Annotated in this window: 14 protein-coding genes; 11 read left to right on the top strand and 3 right to left on the bottom strand. The window is 43.7% G+C overall.

Annotated features, from left to right (window positions below; genetic code table 11):
* Nucleotides 1–82: 82 nt before the first annotated feature.
* Entirely contained in the window at nt 83–2884 is a 2802-nt protein-coding gene (glnE, locus tag MRK00_11790; protein ID MDR4518051.1) for a bifunctional [glutamate--ammonia ligase]-adenylyl-L-tyrosine phosphorylase/[glutamate--ammonia-ligase] adenylyltransferase, read from the bottom strand.
* A gap of 258 nt (nt 2885–3142) precedes the next feature.
* On the opposite strand from glnE, the gene MRK00_11795 reads away from it, so the two are divergent.
* The 9 genes from MRK00_11795 to MRK00_11835 all read left to right on the top strand — a co-directional run bounded on the left by MRK00_11795 (nt 3143) and on the right by MRK00_11835 (nt 12945).
* Nucleotides 3143–3997 (top strand): carbon-nitrogen hydrolase family protein, encoded by an 855-nt coding sequence (locus MRK00_11795; protein ID MDR4518052.1) that lies wholly within the window; start codon nt 3143–3145, stop codon nt 3995–3997.
* A gap of 73 nt (nt 3998–4070) precedes the next feature.
* Entirely contained in the window at nt 4071–5543 is a 1473-nt protein-coding gene (gene tldD, locus MRK00_11800) for a metalloprotease TldD (GenBank protein ID MDR4518053.1), read from the top strand.
* Nucleotides 5544–5610: 67 nt separating this feature from the next.
* Complete coding sequence (locus MRK00_11805; protein MDR4518054.1) at nt 5611–7314, top strand: acetolactate synthase 3 catalytic subunit; 1704 nt, start codon at nt 5611–5613, stop codon at nt 7312–7314.
* A gap of 5 nt (nt 7315–7319) precedes the next feature.
* Entirely contained in the window at nt 7320–7811 is a 492-nt protein-coding gene (gene ilvN, locus MRK00_11810; GenBank protein MDR4518055.1) for an acetolactate synthase small subunit, read from the top strand.
* A 92-nt stretch (nt 7812–7903) separates the two neighbouring features.
* Entirely contained in the window at nt 7904–8920 is a 1017-nt protein-coding gene (gene ilvC, locus MRK00_11815; GenBank protein ID MDR4518056.1) for a ketol-acid reductoisomerase, read from the top strand.
* Between the two features lie 65 nt (nt 8921–8985).
* Complete coding sequence (locus MRK00_11820; protein ID MDR4518057.1) at nt 8986–9633, top strand: phosphatidylserine decarboxylase; 648 nt, start codon at nt 8986–8988, stop codon at nt 9631–9633.
* A gap of 217 nt (nt 9634–9850) precedes the next feature.
* Nucleotides 9851–10615, top strand: a complete 765-nt coding sequence (gene pssA, locus MRK00_11825) for a CDP-diacylglycerol--serine O-phosphatidyltransferase (GenBank protein MDR4518058.1) — start codon at nt 9851–9853, stop codon at nt 10613–10615.
* 232 nt (nt 10616–10847) lie between these two features.
* The gene (locus MRK00_11830; protein MDR4518059.1) at nt 10848–12380 is read left to right on the top strand and encodes a 2-isopropylmalate synthase; all 1533 of its coding nucleotides are present in this window, start codon (nt 10848–10850) and stop codon (nt 12378–12380) included.
* A 151-nt stretch (nt 12381–12531) separates the two neighbouring features.
* A complete protein-coding gene (locus tag MRK00_11835) occupies nt 12532–12945 on the top strand; it encodes a TlpA family protein disulfide reductase (protein ID MDR4518060.1) in 414 nt (137 codons plus the stop codon).
* A 24-nt stretch (nt 12946–12969) separates the two neighbouring features.
* Here the strand turns inward: MRK00_11835 and MRK00_11840 are convergent, their stop codons facing one another.
* Nucleotides 12970–13566 carry a lytic transglycosylase domain-containing protein gene (locus MRK00_11840; GenBank protein ID MDR4518061.1) on the bottom strand — a complete coding sequence of 199 codons (597 nt, stop codon included), beginning with the start codon at nt 13564–13566 and terminating at the stop codon, nt 12970–12972.
* Nucleotides 13554–15263 (bottom strand): proline--tRNA ligase, encoded by a 1710-nt coding sequence (locus MRK00_11845; GenBank protein MDR4518062.1) that lies wholly within the window; start codon nt 15261–15263, stop codon nt 13554–13556. Before MRK00_11845 ends, MRK00_11840 begins: the two co-directional genes overlap by 13 nt.
* A gap of 209 nt (nt 15264–15472) precedes the next feature.
* Between MRK00_11845 and MRK00_11850 the strand changes: the two genes are divergently transcribed.
* The gene (locus tag MRK00_11850) at nt 15473–15970 is read left to right on the top strand and encodes an RNA pyrophosphohydrolase (protein MDR4518063.1); all 498 of its coding nucleotides are present in this window, start codon (nt 15473–15475) and stop codon (nt 15968–15970) included.
* A gap of 191 nt (nt 15971–16161) precedes the next feature.
* Nucleotides 16162–17157 (top strand): cytochrome-c peroxidase, encoded by a 996-nt coding sequence (locus MRK00_11855; protein MDR4518064.1) that lies wholly within the window; start codon nt 16162–16164, stop codon nt 17155–17157.
* Nucleotides 17158–17260: the final 103 nt, after the last annotated feature.

A 17260-nucleotide genomic window follows, 5' to 3' on the forward strand; every position in this document is an offset into this window, starting at 1 on the left:
GTGTATGTTATCTTAAGCATGAAGTGTGCCAGTTTTTGGTTGAATATAATTTCTCAACAAATTTTTGCGATTGAAGCTGTAATTAAGTACCAAAAACTTCTTCCCATAACGCAATGACAGCGATGCGATCATGATTTAACTGTTCGCTTTCTTTGTGGGTAAGTGATTGAAATATATCGTCTGTAGTCGTTGTTCCGGATAAATCGCTGTCGCTGTTAAGCCGTTGGCGATGCTGAATACGCCTGAACTCACGATAGGCGGAGCGCGTTTTTTCGGCGTTCTGTTTTGAGATCAGACTTAATTCTGCGGCCAGTTTCAATAACGCGATATTGCCGATATTGCCTGTTAATTCAGGATATTTACTCGAGTAACCCAGGACAAGATACTGCACGATGAATTCTACATCGATGATGCCGCCACGATCATGTTTGATGTCAAATTGTGTGGATGAATTGGGATGGGCATCATGCATTTTTTCACGCATGGACAGGATGTCCTGTTTGAGCTGTATTAAATCGCGCTGCTGGCAAAGTATTTCTTTTCTAGTGTTTTCAAATGCTTGTGCAACTTTTTGATCGCCTGCGACATATCGGGCGCGCGTCAATGCCTGGTGTTCCCAGACCCAGGCCTGATTGCGTTGATACTGGGCAAAAGCTTCTATTGAGTGGGCCAGTAACCCACTGTTTCCATTGGGCCGCAGCCGTAAATCGGTGGCATAAAGCAATCCGGCTGAAGTATGTTTGTTTAGCCATGAATTAATGCTTTGCACCAGCCGGATGTAGTTTTCCGATGCGTCTGGATGGTCGTCGTTATACAGGAAAATAATATCCAGATCAGAAGCATAGCCAAGTTCTTTGCCGCCAAGCTTGCCGTAACCAATAATGGCAAATTGAGGTGCCGGACGGTGATGCGTTCTCATTCCGGCCCAGGCGAGGTCCAGAACAGTTTCCAGAATCAAATCGGCCAATGCGGTCAAATGATCGCTTAATGTTTCCAGTTTAAGTGCGTTTTCCAGGTCACTGACCAATAATTGGAAAACTTGCGCATGTTGAAAGTGACGTAAATGGTCCATTTGCCACCCAATTACGTCACTTTTTGGTTTGTTGACATGATTAAGTTGATCAATCAGGTCATTTTTAAGTGCAGTCCAGTCAGGTAGCGGGTTGGGTTCCTTGTGACGCAGGAGTTCGTCAAGCAAAATGGGATGTCTGCCCAGATAATTGCTTGCCCATTGACTGATGCTGACCAGTTTTGTAATGCGTGGCAGTGTATCCGGATGTTCCGATAATAGCGTTAAATACGAGGCCGGGTCAGTTTTTTGAGTACTGACGATTTCCAACAGTTTCAACATACGTTCAAGTGTATTCTCAACCGGTGGGAATTGAACAATTACTTCGATGAGAATGGGTATCAGCAAGTTGATTTTTTTCTGACTGGATTGCGGTAACTGATGGTATGTATAACTCCGGTAAAATTGTTCTAGACGGTCGGATATTTTTACCGGTTCGTCAAAACCCAGTGTGCTCAATTGTGATGTCGCCGCTTCTGTTTTTGCAGTATCCTTGATTTGTGTTTGCCAGAGATGGGCGAGAATGTCATGTGAGGGTGATTTTTTTGGCGCCGCAAGTATTAATTCAAAATGACGGGTCACATTCATTCGATGGACATCGAGCACTTGCAAAAAGCTGTCGTAATTTTCAAAATCCATGGAGCGGGCTATGAGATTCTGATCGTCCAGGTTTCTGGGGAGTGTCTGCGTTTGCTGATCATCCAGGTACTGTAAGCGATGCTCGAGTTTGCGTAAAAAATGATAAGCACTGGTAAGCTCAGTAACCGTTTGATTGGAGAGTTGTTGTTTTTTTCTCAGAAGCTGTAAAACAACCAGTGTTGGGCGGATATATAAATCAACGTCCCGACCACCCCGGATCAATTGAAATACCTGGGTAATGAATTCAATTTCCCGAATGCCGCCCGGACCCAATTTAATATTGTCGTGCATTTCGCGCCGTTCAACTTCCTTGCGCAGTTGCGTATGTAAGCTGCGCATGGATTCATAGGCGTCGAAATCAAGATATTTCCGAAAAACAAAAGGCCTGACAATTTCTTCCATCAATCTGGATGCATTGGCCGAGTGCGCTTGTCCGGTAATCACGCGTCCTTTAATCCAGGCATGGCGCTCCCATTCGCGTCCCTGGGTTTTGAAATATTCGTCGAGCATGTCAAAGCTGATGGCAAGCGGACTCATTTCACCATGCGGGCGTAAACGCATGTCAACCCTGAAAACATAACCATCAACCGTATAATCACTTAAGCTGGCAATTAATTTCCGGCCAAGACGTGCAAAGAATTCGTGATTGGAAATGGATTTCTGACCATTGGTATTCCCGTCTTCCGGATAAACAAATATCAAGTCGACATCGGACGAGACATTGAGTTCACGGCCGCCCAGTTTACCCATGGCGACAATCAACAGGTGTTGCCTTGCGTGATGTAGTTTTCCAATTGGAATACCGAATTGTTCCGGTTGAGTCAGCCATTTTTCATGGTATTCAAGGGAAAAATTAATGCTGATATCTGCAAGATCAGACATGGTTGCCATGACTTCTTTTAGGTCTGCATAGCCACTGATATCACGAACAATCAATCGCAGCATGACGAGCTTGCGCAGTTTGCGTAATACGCTGTTTAATTCGGTTTCATGATTGATCGTGTGTACGTGGCTTTGCAGAAAATTCAACATTTCCGCTTTCTGAAAGGGACGGGACAAATTGCCAAGCAAGACTTCTTTTTGTGACGGATCGCTTGCGAGTATGCGTTGAACATACCGGCTGTAAGATATCGCCCATTCAACTGTTTTATCGCAAATCTGATCTGTCGTGTTCATGGTGTATTGGTAAGCCTGTTAAATTCTTCAATATTGGCATAAAGTAATTGAAAATAGAATCAAGCCGGAGTAAATGTTAGAATTCGTGCTTGTTGTTGTTTCACGGTGAAACCATAGTGTATTGGTCGGTAATCGTGAAGTGAACAGATGCAATAGAAATAGGTAGAAATAGAGTACGGTGGTTGAATAATATGAAAGATCAATTGTAATAAAAAAGTTGTTTGCGTAACGTAAATTTAAAGAATAATTTTTTAATCAATGTCTAGCAATCTAAAGAATAATAATCAGATTATATCCGCAAATGATGACGGGTTTTATGTTGCCGCTATACAGATGGCTTCCGGACCCGATGTCGATGCGAATCTTGAAGAAGCGGCCCGCCATATTGAAGATGCTGTTTCACAACACGCCAAGCTTGTCGTTTTGCCGGAGTATTTTTGTATCATGGGAATGAAAGATTCCGATAAGCTTTCAGTAATGGAACAGGCCGGAAATGGACCTATTCAGAACTTTCTCAGCGTTACGGCCAAACGGTATGGAATATGGTTGGTGGGCGGCTCCGTGCCGCTGGTGTCTCCTGATCCAAATAAGGTTTACAATAGCTGTTTGGTTTATGCTGACGATGGGAAACAGGTTGCACGATATGACAAGGTTCACCTGTTTGGTCTGAGCATGGGCCATGAAAATTATGCTGAAGATAAAACGATCATGCCAGGTACAAAGATCGTAACATTGGATTCGCCTTTTGGTCGTATCGGGCTTTCTATCTGTTATGATTTACGTTTTCCTGAACTCTATCGCAAGATGGAAAACGTTGACATTATCCTCGCGCCTGCTGCGTTTACGGCAGTTACCGGTAAAGCGCACTGGGAGGTTCTGGTTCGTGCGCGCGCCATTGAGAATCTTGCTTACGTTATAGCGCCAGCGCAGGGTGGATATCATGTCAATGGTCGCGAAACAAATGGTGACAGCATGATAGTCGATCCATGGGGCGCTGTGGTAAAGCGTATGCCGCGTGGTTCAGGTGCGGTAGTGGCTAAAATGGACCCGGCATATCAGGCCCGGATTCGTGCGAGTTTGCCTGCGCTGAAGCATCGCAGATTGGATTGTTGATGATGGATTTTGTCTTGCCGGTTAAACAATCAATCCGTGAACGATCTGCATCAAATTGTCTGAATGAGAACATATGAATACTGAGACCATGACTGCAACAGGTGATTTTTATACGATAGCCAATCGTTGCCTGTTATCGCCTTATGATATCGATGCAAACGGTTTGCAACAGGTTTTTGGACAGATTCTGACGCATGAAATAGATTATGCGGACCTGTATTTTCAGTATAGCCGTTCCGAAGGCTGGGTGCTGGAAGAAGGTATTGTTAAATCAGGCAGCTTTAATATCGAACAGGGAGTCGGTGTTCGCGCAATCAGCGGGGAAAAGACGGCTTTTGCGTACTCTGACGATATCAGTATGGCGGCGCTGGAATCGGCTGCTAAAGCGACTCGCGCCATTGCAAATCAGGGTGGAGGGCAGTCTGTTAATGTAGGTAGAGACACTGAGATTGAAAAAAAATCTTTGCTGTATTTGCCTGAAGATCCTATAGTCAGTTTAAGGGATTCGGATAAGGTCGCTTTACTGGAAAAACTTGAGAAATATGCGCGCGCTATGGACTCCCGCGTGATTCAAGTCATGGCATCGCTGGCGGGTGAATATGAAGTTGTTCTGGTGGCGCGCAGCGACGGCGTGCTCGCCGCAGATGTCAGACCACTGGTGCGATTATCATTGCAGGTGATTGCGGAAGAAAATGAACGTCGTGAGCAAGGTGTAGCCGGTGGGGGCGGGCGTTTTAATTACAGTTATTTTACCGATGAGATTTTACGCGACTATGCTGAGAAAGCTGTGCATCAAGCGGTGAACAATTTGGATGCGCGCCCTGCGCCTGCTGGTACAATGACGGTTGTGCTTGGCAATGGCTGGCCAGGTATTTTATTGCACGAAGCTATCGGCCATGGCCTCGAAGGCGACTTTAACCGCAAAGGCAGTTCGGCTTTTTCGGGACGTGTGGGCGAACGGGTGGCTGCACCGGGCGTTACTGTCGTCGATGACGGCACCATTGCCAACAGAAGAGGTTCCTTGAATATTGACGATGAAGGAAATCCCACGCAATGTACGACACTCATTGAGAACGGTATACTCAAGGGTTATATGCAAGACAGCTTGAATGCGCGCTTGATGAATTTGCCGGTTACGGGTAACGGGCGTCGTGAATCGTTTGCGCATATTCCGATGCCGCGAATGACTAATACCTATATGCATAATGGCGACTTGGAACCGGAAGAAATTATCGCTTCTGTAAAAAATGGATTATATGCCGCCAATTTTGGTGGCGGGCAGGTGGATATTACTAGCGGTAAATTTGTTTTTTCAGCGGCAGAAGCATACCGGATTGAAAATGGTAAAATCACCTACCCGGTAAAAGGGGCGACATTGATTGGTAACGGACCTGATGTGCTGACCCGCGTAACCATGATTGGTAATGATATGGCATTGGATCCAGGCGTTGGAACATGCGGGAAGGACGGCCAAAGTGTGCCTGTTGGCGTGGGGCAACCTACGCTGCGCGTTGACGGTTTGACTGTGGGTGGAACGGGAAATTGACAATTTTAAATTTCATGTTGTCGTAAACTTATTTTTTGATTGAATTTGATTTTGGGATGCAAAAAGCATGAGTGTGGAATTAACCGGAGCGGAAATAACAATACGCTGTTTGCAAGAAGAGGGAGTTGATTGTATTTTCGGCTATCCGGGCGGGGCGGTACTGTTTCTCTACGATGAACTGTTCAAACAGGACAAAGTAAGACATATTTTAGTCAGACATGAGCAAGCGGCGGTGCATGCGGCAGATGGTTATGCGCGTTCGAGTAATAAAGTCGGGGTGGCGTTGGTTACTTCGGGTCCCGGTGTAACCAATGCGGTTACAGGCATAGCGACAGCATATATGGACTCTATACCTCTGGTCATAATCAGTGGGCAGGTTCCTACTAACGCCATTGGCCTGGATGCTTTTCAGGAAGTAGATACAGTCGGAATTACCCGGCCCTGCGTGAAACATAATTTTCTCGTTAGTGATGTCAGTGAATTGGCTGCGACCATAAAAAAAGCATTTTATATTGCTTCAACAGGGCGGCCAGGTCCGGTGCTTGTAGATATCCCCAAAGATGTTACGCAACAAAAGACTGCATTTTCTTATCCGGAAAAGGTTTCGATGCGATCATATAATCCGGTCATCAAAGGCAATTTGAAACAGATTAAGAAAGCGGCAGAGTTAATTTTAGAGGCGAAAAGACCGGTTGTTTATACCGGGGGAGGCGTTATTCTCAGTGATGCGGCCAAACTGCTAACCGAGTTAACAAAGAGTTTGAATTTTCCCTGTACCAATACCTTAATGGGGCTGGGCGGTTTTCCGGCTACCGACAAACAATTTATCGGTATGCTGGGAATGCATGGAACTTATGAAGCCAATATGGCGATGCAGTATTGCGATGTGTTGATTGCAATTGGTGCACGCTTTGATGATCGTGTTATTGGCAACCCCAAGCATTTTTCTAATGAAAACAGAAAAATCATTCATATTGATATCGACCCATCATCTATCTCGAAGCGTGTAAAAGTGGATATTCCCATCGTTGGAAATGTTCCGGATGTTTTGAGAGAACTCATTAAAATTCTGAAAAACACCAAGGAAGAACCGGATCAGACGGCCTTAAATGAGTGGTGGAAACAGATCGATTTATGGCGTGAACGGGATTGTCTGAAGTATGATCGGCAAAGCAGTATTATAAAGCCGCAGTATGTTGTTGAAAAACTTTATGAAATTACCAAAGGCGATGCATTTATTACCTCGGATGTGGGTCAGCATCAAATGTGGGCTGCACAGTTTTATAAATTTGACAAACCGCGGCGATGGATTAATTCGGGTGGATTGGGCACCATGGGTTTTGGGATGCCAGCCGCGATGGGCGTGCAGTTTGCCAATCCCAAAGGAAAAGTCGCCTGCATAACAGGCGAGGCGAGTATTCAGATGTGCATACAGGAATTGTCGACATGCAGGCAATATAAGCTGCCCTTAAAAATAGTCAATTTAAATAACCGTTATATGGGCATGGTCCGGCAATGGCAGGAATTTTTTCATGGCAATCGATATGCAGAATCTTATATGGATGCGTTGCCTGATTTTATTAAACTTTCCGAGAGCTATGGTCATGTCGGCATGAAAATAGAACGACCTGAAGATGTTGAAGGCGCGTTGAAAGAAGCATTTAAACTCAAGGATCAGTTGGTGTTTTTGGATTTTATTACCGACCAGACTGAGAATGTTTTTCCAATGGTGCCGGGTGGTAAAGGTCTCTCAGAAATGATTCTGGTGTAAAAGAAATGCGACATATTATTTCACTATTAATGGAAAATGAAGCAGGCGCTTTGTCACGTGTGGCGGGTTTGTTCTCTGCGCGCGGATATAATATTGAATCACTTTCAGTGGCGCCGACTGAAGACCCAACGTTATCCCGCATGACTTTAGTGACGACAGGCTCGGATGAAGTCATTGAACAGGTCACCAAGCAACTCAACAAGCTTATCGAAGTCGTCAAAGTAATTGACTTGATAGATGGTAACCATATCGAACGCGAACTTATGCTGGTAAAAATTAGAGCAATCGGTACCGGTCGTGACGAAATCAAACGATTAGTCGATATTTTTAGGGGTTGTATTATTGATGTGACGGACAAATCCTATACGATTGAGCTAACAGGGACGAGTTCAAAGCTCGATGCCTTTCTGGAGGCATTGGAAAGCAGTGCGGTATTAGAGACGGTTAGAACTGGCGCGTCAGGCATTGGACGCGGAGATTGGGTTTTAAAGGTATAATCCCGATTTTTAAAAATCTAAGTCTTGAATTTCGGGATCAGGAATTTAGTAGTATGCTTTTTTCTGATCTCAACACAGTATAAAGGAAAATGATGAAAGTTTATTATGATAAAGATGCAGATTTATCCTTGATCAAAGGCAAGAAAGTTACCATTGTCGGATATGGTTCGCAAGGTCATGCGCATGCCAATAATTTGAGCGAGTCCGGTGTGCAGGTGACTGTGGGTCTGAGAAAGGACGGTGCATCTTGGGGGAAAGCCGAAAAAGCAGGATTAAACGTTAAAACGGTTGCTGAGTCGGTTACGGATGCAGATGTGATCATGGTATTGTTGCCCGATGAGCAGATTGCATCAGTCTATGCCAATGAAATCGAACCAGGACTGAAACAAAATGCAACGTTGGCTTTTGCACATGGTTTTAATATTCATTATGGTCAGGTGTCGCCGCGTGCGGATCTGGATGTCATCATGATTGCGCCCAAAGGTCCTGGGCATTTGGTTCGCTCGACTTATTTACAAGGCGGCGGTGTGCCATCGTTAATCGCAGTACATCGGGATAAATCAGGCAGGGCACGCGACGTAGCTTTATCGTATGCAGCTGCAAATGGTGGCACTAAAGGCGGTGTGATTGAAACCAGTTTTCGGGAAGAAACCGAAACGGATTTATTTGGCGAGCAGGTTGTTTTGTGCGGCGGGCTGACAGCGCTGATTCAAACCGGTTTTGAAACCCTGGTTGAAGCGGGATATGCGCCAGAGATGGCATATTTTGAGTGTCTGCACGAAGTTAAACTGATTGTGGATCTGATTTATGAAGGCGGTATCGCCAATATGCGATATTCGGTTTCGAACAACGCCGAGTATGGTGATATTTCCAGAGGGCCGCGAATTATTACTGATGAGACAAGAGCAGAAATGCGCAAAATACTGCGTCAGATACAGACCGGTGAATACGCCCGTGAATTTATTCTGGAAAACCAATCTGGTGCTGCGATGTTGAAATCAAGTCGCCGACTTGCTTCCGAACATCAGATCGAACAAGTCGGTGCTCAATTACGCAGTATGATGCCATGGATCAAGAAGAATCAATTGGTTGATCAAGACAAGAACTAATTGATAACAATGGTTTGGAATCAATATTCCTTATTAATTTTATGCTTTTTTAAATAACACAATTTATGTCTAATTACCCGCATCCATTGATCGCGAAAGAAGGTTGGCCATTTATTGCGGCTGCTTTCTTAACGGCCTTGCTGGTTAACATCTATGCCGGTTTTACATGGGCAGTTTTTTTCTGGCTGATTGCAGTTTTTGTTTTGCAGTTTTTTCGTGATCCACCCCGTGAAATTCCATCCGTTCCGAATGCGGTTTTGTCACCGGCTGATGGGCGGATTGTTGCTGTTGAAAAAGTACATGATCCCTACTTAAAACGCGATGCCGTTAAAGTCAGTGTTTTTATGAATGTTTTCAATGTGCACTCCAATCGCAGTCCGGTTGATGGTAATGTCCGTGACAAATGGTATTTTTCAGGGAAATTTATTAACGCGGACTTGCCGAAAGCTTCGTTGGAGAATGAACGCAATGCACTATGGATAAAAACCGATAACGGTTCGGATGTTACCTGCGTACAGGTGGCCGGCCTTATTGCCAAACGGATTTTATGTAATGTGTTACCCGGAGATCATTTGACTCGAGGACAACGGTTCGGCTTTATACGTTTTGGTTCCCGTGTTGATGTGTATTTGCCACTGGAAACAAAAATTAATGTCAATATTGGCGATAAAGTTTATGCGACAACAACAGTTCTAGCTGAATTAAGAAAATAGTGCAATACCGAAGGAAACGCTTTTTTTAGTGAATCAATTGTATTTCCTTTTTTATCATCTGATTTGATTGGCGATAAGCTATTGCGTTCATTGCTCTATTCTGTCATCTTATTGAAAACTGTATTGCGGCATAATAATTATTTTTATCAATTTTGATTTCGCTCCCCGAAATATGTAGCGTTACAGTTTTCAAGCTATCTTATTGAAAAATAACATCATGTCTGAATCGCAATCCGAACAAACTGCAGCACATTCCCGTTTGCGGCGTCGCGGCATTTATTTATTGCCCAATCTGTTTACAACAGCTGCCTTATTTTCTGGTTTTTATGCGATTATACAAGCCATGAATGGCAATTTTGAGCATTCCGCCATTGCTATTTTTGTTGCTATGGTTCTTGATGGTCTTGATGGCCGTGTTGCAAGAATGACGCACACCCAAAGCGAATTTGGCGCAGAATACGATAGCATGTCGGATATGGTTTCGTTCGGTGTGGCGCCCGCGCTCATTATGTATGAATGGGCACTTAAAGAAATGGGACAATGGGGCTGGATTGCTGCATTTATTTATTGTGCTTGTGCTGCGCTGAGACTGGCGCGCTTTAACGTCAATATTAATGTCATCGATAAGCGGTTTTTTCAAGGATTGCCGAGTCCTGCCGCTGCAGCGCTTATTGCAGGCCTGGTATGGCTGATGTTGAATTTTCAGATTGTAGGTACGGATATCAAATGGCTTGCATTGATTGTTACACTATTTGCTGGCTTGAGTATGGTCAGTAATATTCCATTTTATAGTGGTAAGGAAATCAATTTGAAAAGACGCGTGCCATTTGTAACTATTTTGTTATTAGTACTGTTCTTTTTTGTATTGATTCCGAGCCATCCGCCGGTGGTTTTATTTTGTATTTTTGCCGGTTATGCACTCTCGGGTTATATTATTAAGCTGTGGCGTTTTAATAAGAATAGAAAGAAAGTGAGCCTGTAAATTCTTCATAATAGCTATTGCACAAAATAAAAAAAATATTTATATTGCGGCCTTATGTATAGTTCATTATTTCTCTCGCATTATTATTGTTTGGCCCCATTCGTTCTGATGCGGCTGCTGCGCCTTGCGCGCGATAAGTAAGTAAACCACAACTTTCCTTTCAGTTTCTAAATTATAAAGCTCAATTTGAGTTTTATTTCGATCGGGTATTTCTTCCAGAAGTGGAGCATATATGCAAGAACATTTGATTATTTTTGATACGACGCTGCGTGACGGTGAGCAAAGTCCTGGGGCTTCCATGACGAAAGAGGAAAAGGTTCGTATTGCATGGCAGTTGGAACGTATGGGGGTAGATGTTATTGAAGCGGGTTTTCCTGCTGCATCTAATGGCGATTTTGAAGCCGTTAGAGCTGTTGCCGAATCGGTCAAGGAGAGTATTGTTTGCGGCCTTGCACGCGCAATTGAATCCGATATCAGGCGGACTGGTGAGGCGCTAAAAGATACAGGACCTGCACGTATACATACGTTTATTGCAACTTCACCCATTCATATGAAAAACAAGTTGCGCATGTCTCCTGAGCAGGTTATCGAACAAGCGGTTAAAGCAGTAAAATGGGCGAGTGAATATACCGATGATATTGATTTCTCACCGGAGGACGCGGGGCGCTCGGAAATCGATTTTTTGTGTAGAATTCTTGAAAAAGTGATCGATGCCGGAGCGACTACGCTGAATATTCCGGATACGGTTGGTTATACCATGCCAGAGCAGTTCGGCAGTTTAATCCGTACATTGCGTGAACGCATACCGAATTCTGATAAAGTGATTTTTTCCGTACATTGCCATAACGATCTGGGACTGGCTGTGGCCAATTCCTTGTCGGCGGTGATGAATGGGGCGCGTCAGGTTGAATGTACTATCAATGGGCTTGGGGAAAGGGCCGGTAATGCTTCGCTTGAAGAAATCGTAATGGCGGTGCGTACGCGCCAGGACTATTTTCCTTGTGACACGAGAATTGATACCAAACATATTGTGCCCGCCAGCAAACTGGTTTCTGGCATTACCGGTTTTCCAGTGCAGCCCAATAAAGCAATCGTGGGCGCCAATGCATTTGCGCATGAGTCAGGTATTCATCAGGATGGGGTGTTAAAGCATCGTGAAACCTATGAAATTATGCGTGCTGAAGATGTGGGCTGGGGTGCGAACAAATTATTGCTCGGCAAACATTCCGGCCGCAATGCATTTCGCAGTCGTTTAAAGGAACTGGGTATCGAATTTGACTCTGAAGAAATGCTCAATAATATGTTTGTTCGGTTTAAGGAACTGGCAGACAAAAAGCATGAAATTTTCGATGAAGATTTACATGCCTTGGTTTCAGACGAAGTGCTCGTGTTGCAGGAACGCTATCGATTGCAGTCGCTGACCATTCATTGTGAAACCGGTGAAATTCCCTACGCACGTATTGTGATATCCGATGAGGGAAATGAAATGCAGGCTGAATCCGAAGGCAGCGGTCCCGTTGATGCAACTTTTCGCGCTATCGAACAGCTGTTAACAAGCGGAGCGCAGCTACAGCTCTTTTCCGTAAACAATATTACCAGCGGAACCGATGCACAAGGAGAAGTAACCGTGCGTTTACAAAAATCCAACCGTATTGTCAATGGTCATGGCGCGGATACTGACATTGTCGTCGCTTCCGCAAAGGCTTATCTGAGTGCCTTGAATAAATTAAACAATAAACTTGAACGTGCACACCCTCAAGTCTAACAAGCGATAAGGCGTTCATTTTGCACATGTTATTTAATTCGCGTTATCGTTTGCGAAAAGGAATTTCGAAAATTGTTTGTTGACTTTAATTAACTTGAAGAAAATACTGCGCATGCTTGGACGGAAAATCGGTTTTCTATTTGGCGTAATAATGTTGATGCTAACAATAGAAGCAAAAGCTTTTCAGTTTCAGGATACGGATGGAAGAATCCATACACTGGCTGATTATAAAGGACGCTGGGTTATTATCAATTTCTGGGCAACCTGGTGTCCGCCCTGTTTGGAAGAGATTCCTGATTTGATTGCGCTGTACGAAGACCGTGACGATGTAATGGTGATTGGAGTCGCTATGGAGTTTTCCGATCCCAGCGTGGTTATGGCGTTTGTCGAGTCCATGTCGATTACTTACCCAACCATTCTTGGCAACAGGCGTATTGCTTCACAGCTCGATGATATTTCTATGCTGCCCAGTACCTATTTTTTTGACCCGGAAGGTAAACCGGCCGCAAGAAAGCTTGGACTTGTAACGCGCGAAAGTATTGAAACATTTATCAATACTCGGTAATGCCATTCGTGAAAAAAAGTGAAACTAGACGATTTTGTTTGGGTAGTGCCACGTTTTTCGCCATAAATTGAAAACAAGTTGTGGGTAGGTAGGTTGTCCAAGACTGCCATTGTAGCGGCCGAGGGCACGGAAATAGTCACCATTTTCCTTATTGAGATAATGCCTTAGAATCATGCAGCCATAACGCAGGTTAACGCGTAGATGAAAAAGATTATGTTTTTCATCGCCGATTGCTTCCGTCCAGAAAGGCATAATCTGCATATAGCCGCGTGCGCCCGCATGCGAGATGGCGTATTTTCTGAAACCGCTTTCTACTTGAATTACACTGAGTACGAGCTGTGGATCAAGTCCTGCACGTGCGGCTTCGTAGTAAACCGTGCGTAAAAAAGATTCACGTGCCTGTTGATTCGGTTTGAATCGTTTTAATCGTTCGCTCATTGTCGCAAGCCAGGTGTTGTCAGTGGCCAGTTTGGCGTACTCTTGGTGGGTTACAGCCCTGTCGTTGATTTCAGTTTGGGTAAAAATCTGCGTGCTGACGATGAGCTGTTCATAACGTTGGCTATTTGCAGATGTTGTGATTGGAAATACTAGAAATAATACGATAATGGTTAATTTGTACATAGTTTTGCGATGATAAATGCGTTAATTTCATCCAGGGAAATCGTCTGCGCATTTTGATCGGTTCGTCCTTTATATTCTACTGATGACTGTTTCAATCCGCGTTCACCAATTACGATACGATGCGGTATACCGATAAGCTCCATGTCAGCAAACATGACACCTGGTCGTTCATTACGATCGTCAAGCAGCACTTCAATGTTGGCATCTACAAACCTGTTATAAAGTTTCTCGGCTTCAAGTTTCACCTGCTCACTTTTATGCATGCCGATGGGGATAATGACCAGTTGAAATGGCGCCATGGCTGCTGGAAAAATAATGCCGTGATCATCGTTATTTTGCTCTATGGCTGCGGCAACAATGCGTGAAATACCGATGCCATAACAGCCCATTTCCATCTTTTGTGTTTGCCCCTGTTCATTAAGGAAATCAGCTTTCATAATTTCAGAGTATTTGGTGTGCAACTTGAAAATGTGGCCTACTTCAATGCCGCGGCAAATTTCCAGTTCTCCTTTGCCGTCAGGTGACAGTTCTCCGGGAAGTACATTACGGATATCATAGACATGAACCGGTTTTTTTAGATCGCGGCCGAAATTAACGTGCTTGAAATGAAAACCTTCTTCGTTAGCGCCACAAGCAAAATTCTGCATGTTAATGACTGCTTGATCTGCAATAATCTCCGTTTTTAATCCAACAGGGCCAATATACCCGGGGACGGAACCCGTTTCCTTGAGAATAATGTCTTCGCTGGCCATTTCAAAATCGGTCAGAAAAGGAATTTTTCGAACTTTGAGCTCATTGAGCTGGTGATCTCCACGCAGCAATAATAAATACACTGAATTATTTGCAGTAACTGCAAGGGTTTTAACTGTTTTTTGGATTGGAATTTGGAGAAAACAGGCGACATCCGCACAGGTTTTCTGATTTGGCGTAAGGACTTTCTGAATTTCGGCTGCGGGTTCTTCAGTTGGTTGAACGGGTAACTTAGATGTAGCGAGCTCGATGTTGGCTGCGTAGTCTGAATCCGGACAGAACACGATGGCATCTTCACCTGAATCAGCTAAAACATGAAATTCATGTGAACCACTGCCGCCGATTGCGCCGGTATCGGCGGCAACCGCGCGAAAATTTAAACCTATACGGGTAAATATCCGGCTGTAAGTCTGGTGCATCAGTTGGTAGGTTTCTTCTAAACTTTCAGCATCGATATGAAAAGAATAGGCATCTTTCATCAGAAATTCACGTGCGCGCATAACCCCAAAACGTGGACGGATTTCATCCCTGAACTTGATTTGAATTTGATAAAAATTCAAAGGTAGCTGGCGGTAACTGTTGATTTCCCTGCGAATAACATCGGTGATAACCTCTTCATGCGTTGGACCAAAACAAAAATTGTGGTCATGTCGATCCTTTATTTTGAGCATTTGTGGACCAAAAACATCCCATCTTCCCGTTTCTTGCCATAATTCAGCAGGGTGGATGGCGGGCATGAGCAGTTCTATGGCGCCGCTATTATCCATTTCCTCCCGGACAATTTTTTCAATTTTGCGTAAAATTCTTAAGCCGAGGGGCATCCATGTATACAAACCGCTGCCTAAACGTTTAATCAATCCGGCGCGTAACATGAGTTTGTGACTGATCAGTTCCGCTTCAGCAGGTGCTTCTTTGAGTGTTGAAATAAAAAATTGTGAGACGCGCATGCTTGATTCCATTATGATTAAAAAGTGAGGAATTCTACCTTGAAATCTTTGGCCGAGTATGATTTAGTCTCATTTATATTAATAGTAAAATATAGTAAGCTATCTAAAATTGGGAAAGGGAAAGTGTTTTTATCATCAAGATACTTTTAATCTACAACAAAGTATGAAAAAATCCTCTCTACTATTAATAGGTCAAATGGGTTATTAATATGATTGACCGCAATGGATATCGCCCTAATGTCGGTATTATTCTGCTGAATTCAAAAAATGAGGTTTTCTGGGGTAAGCGAATTAGACAGAATTCCTGGCAATTTCCGCAAGGTGGAATTAAATCAGGAGAGAGTCCTGAGGAAGCCATGTATCGGGAACTGACCGAGGAAGTTGGTTTGCTGCCTGACCATGTTAAGATTGTAGGGCGCACACGTGACTGGTTGCGTTATGAAGTCCCGGAAAAATGGATAAGGCGTGAATGGCGTGGAAACTATAAAGGACAAAAGCAAATTTGGTATTTGCTACGTTTAATAGGAAGAGACAGCGATGTGTCTTTACGTAAAAGTGCGCATCCGGAATTTGATGCATGGCGATGGAATCAATACTGGGTCGAACTAGATTCGGTCGTTGAATTTAAACGCAAAGTGTATAAACAGGCGTTGACTGAGTTATCAAGCCTGTTGTATTCGAATCCGGAAAAGGTTTCTACTAAATAAGTACTGTGTTAGTGCAGAATTAACTTTTATTTTTTGACTATGCAAAAAATGAAGCCAGTATAATTGTGATCCATATATGAAATCAGCAGAAATAGAGGAGTAATAAGGGGATTACTGCTCTTTTTTTATTGAAGCTTCATCTGGCGTAATCGGCTGCGCCGTTAACAGCCGTTTTTTTAGGGAGAAAATCGATGATGATACGTACACTGGTGGTTACGTTGCTATCAATTGGCACGCTTGTCACCTCGATCAATGTGTCAGCTAATAATGAACCGATACAACCAATTAATGCTGTAAAACCAAAAAATCCTGATCTGGTTGAATTGGGCACGATGCTGTTTTTTGATCCGCGTCTTTCCAAATCTGGCTGGATTTCTTGTAATTCCTGCCATAATCTGAGTATGGGCGGTACAGATAATATTCCAACTTCGATCGGACATGCTTGGCAACAAGGCCCGATAAATGCGCCGACTGTTTTAAATGCAAGTATGAATCTGGCACAGTTTTGGGATGGCCGCGCTAAAGATTTAAAAGAACAGGCAGGTGGACCGATTGCGAATCCAGGAGAAATGGCTTCTACACATGAGATTGCTGTCAGTGTTTTAAATTCAATACCGCAATATAGAGCCAAATTTGAAAAGGCATTTGGTTCCGATAAGGTAGATATTGATCGGGTAACCACTGCGATTGCAGCGTTTGAAGAAACATTGGTAACCCCCGGGTCGCGTTTTGACAAATGGTTGGAAGGTGACAAAAATGCGCTGAATAAACAGGAGCTTGAAGGATACAAACTGTTTAAAAGCAGCGGTTGTACGGGTTGTCATAATGGACCTGCCATTGGCGGTACGCTTTATCAGAAATTCGGCGTTTATCATCCCTATAAAACAGAGAGTAAAATTGAAGGCCGTAAAGCGGTAACTGGAAAGGATACAGATTTGAATGTATTTAAGGTACCTACATTACGCAATATCGAGATGACATATCCATACTTCCATGATGGCGCAGTCTGGACGCTGGAAGAAGCTGTCAAAATAATGGGGAAAATACAGCTTGATCGCGATTTCAATAAAAAAGAAATTGATAGCATCGTGGCATTTTTAAAAACGCTGACTGGCGAGCAGCCGGATATTAAACTGCCGATTCTTCCGCCTTCAAATAACGACACGCCAAGGCCGCAGCCTTTTTAGCGTTGCTTAATACTTGGTTTGTTTAAAAAAAGGCAATAAACTGAGTCTGTTAATATTTGCGTGACTATTTTGGTTGCAAAGAAAACCAAAATAGTCACTAAAT

Source organism: Nitrosomonas sp. (assembly GCA_031316255.1).
Lineage (GTDB): Bacteria > Pseudomonadota > Gammaproteobacteria > Burkholderiales > Nitrosomonadaceae > Nitrosomonas.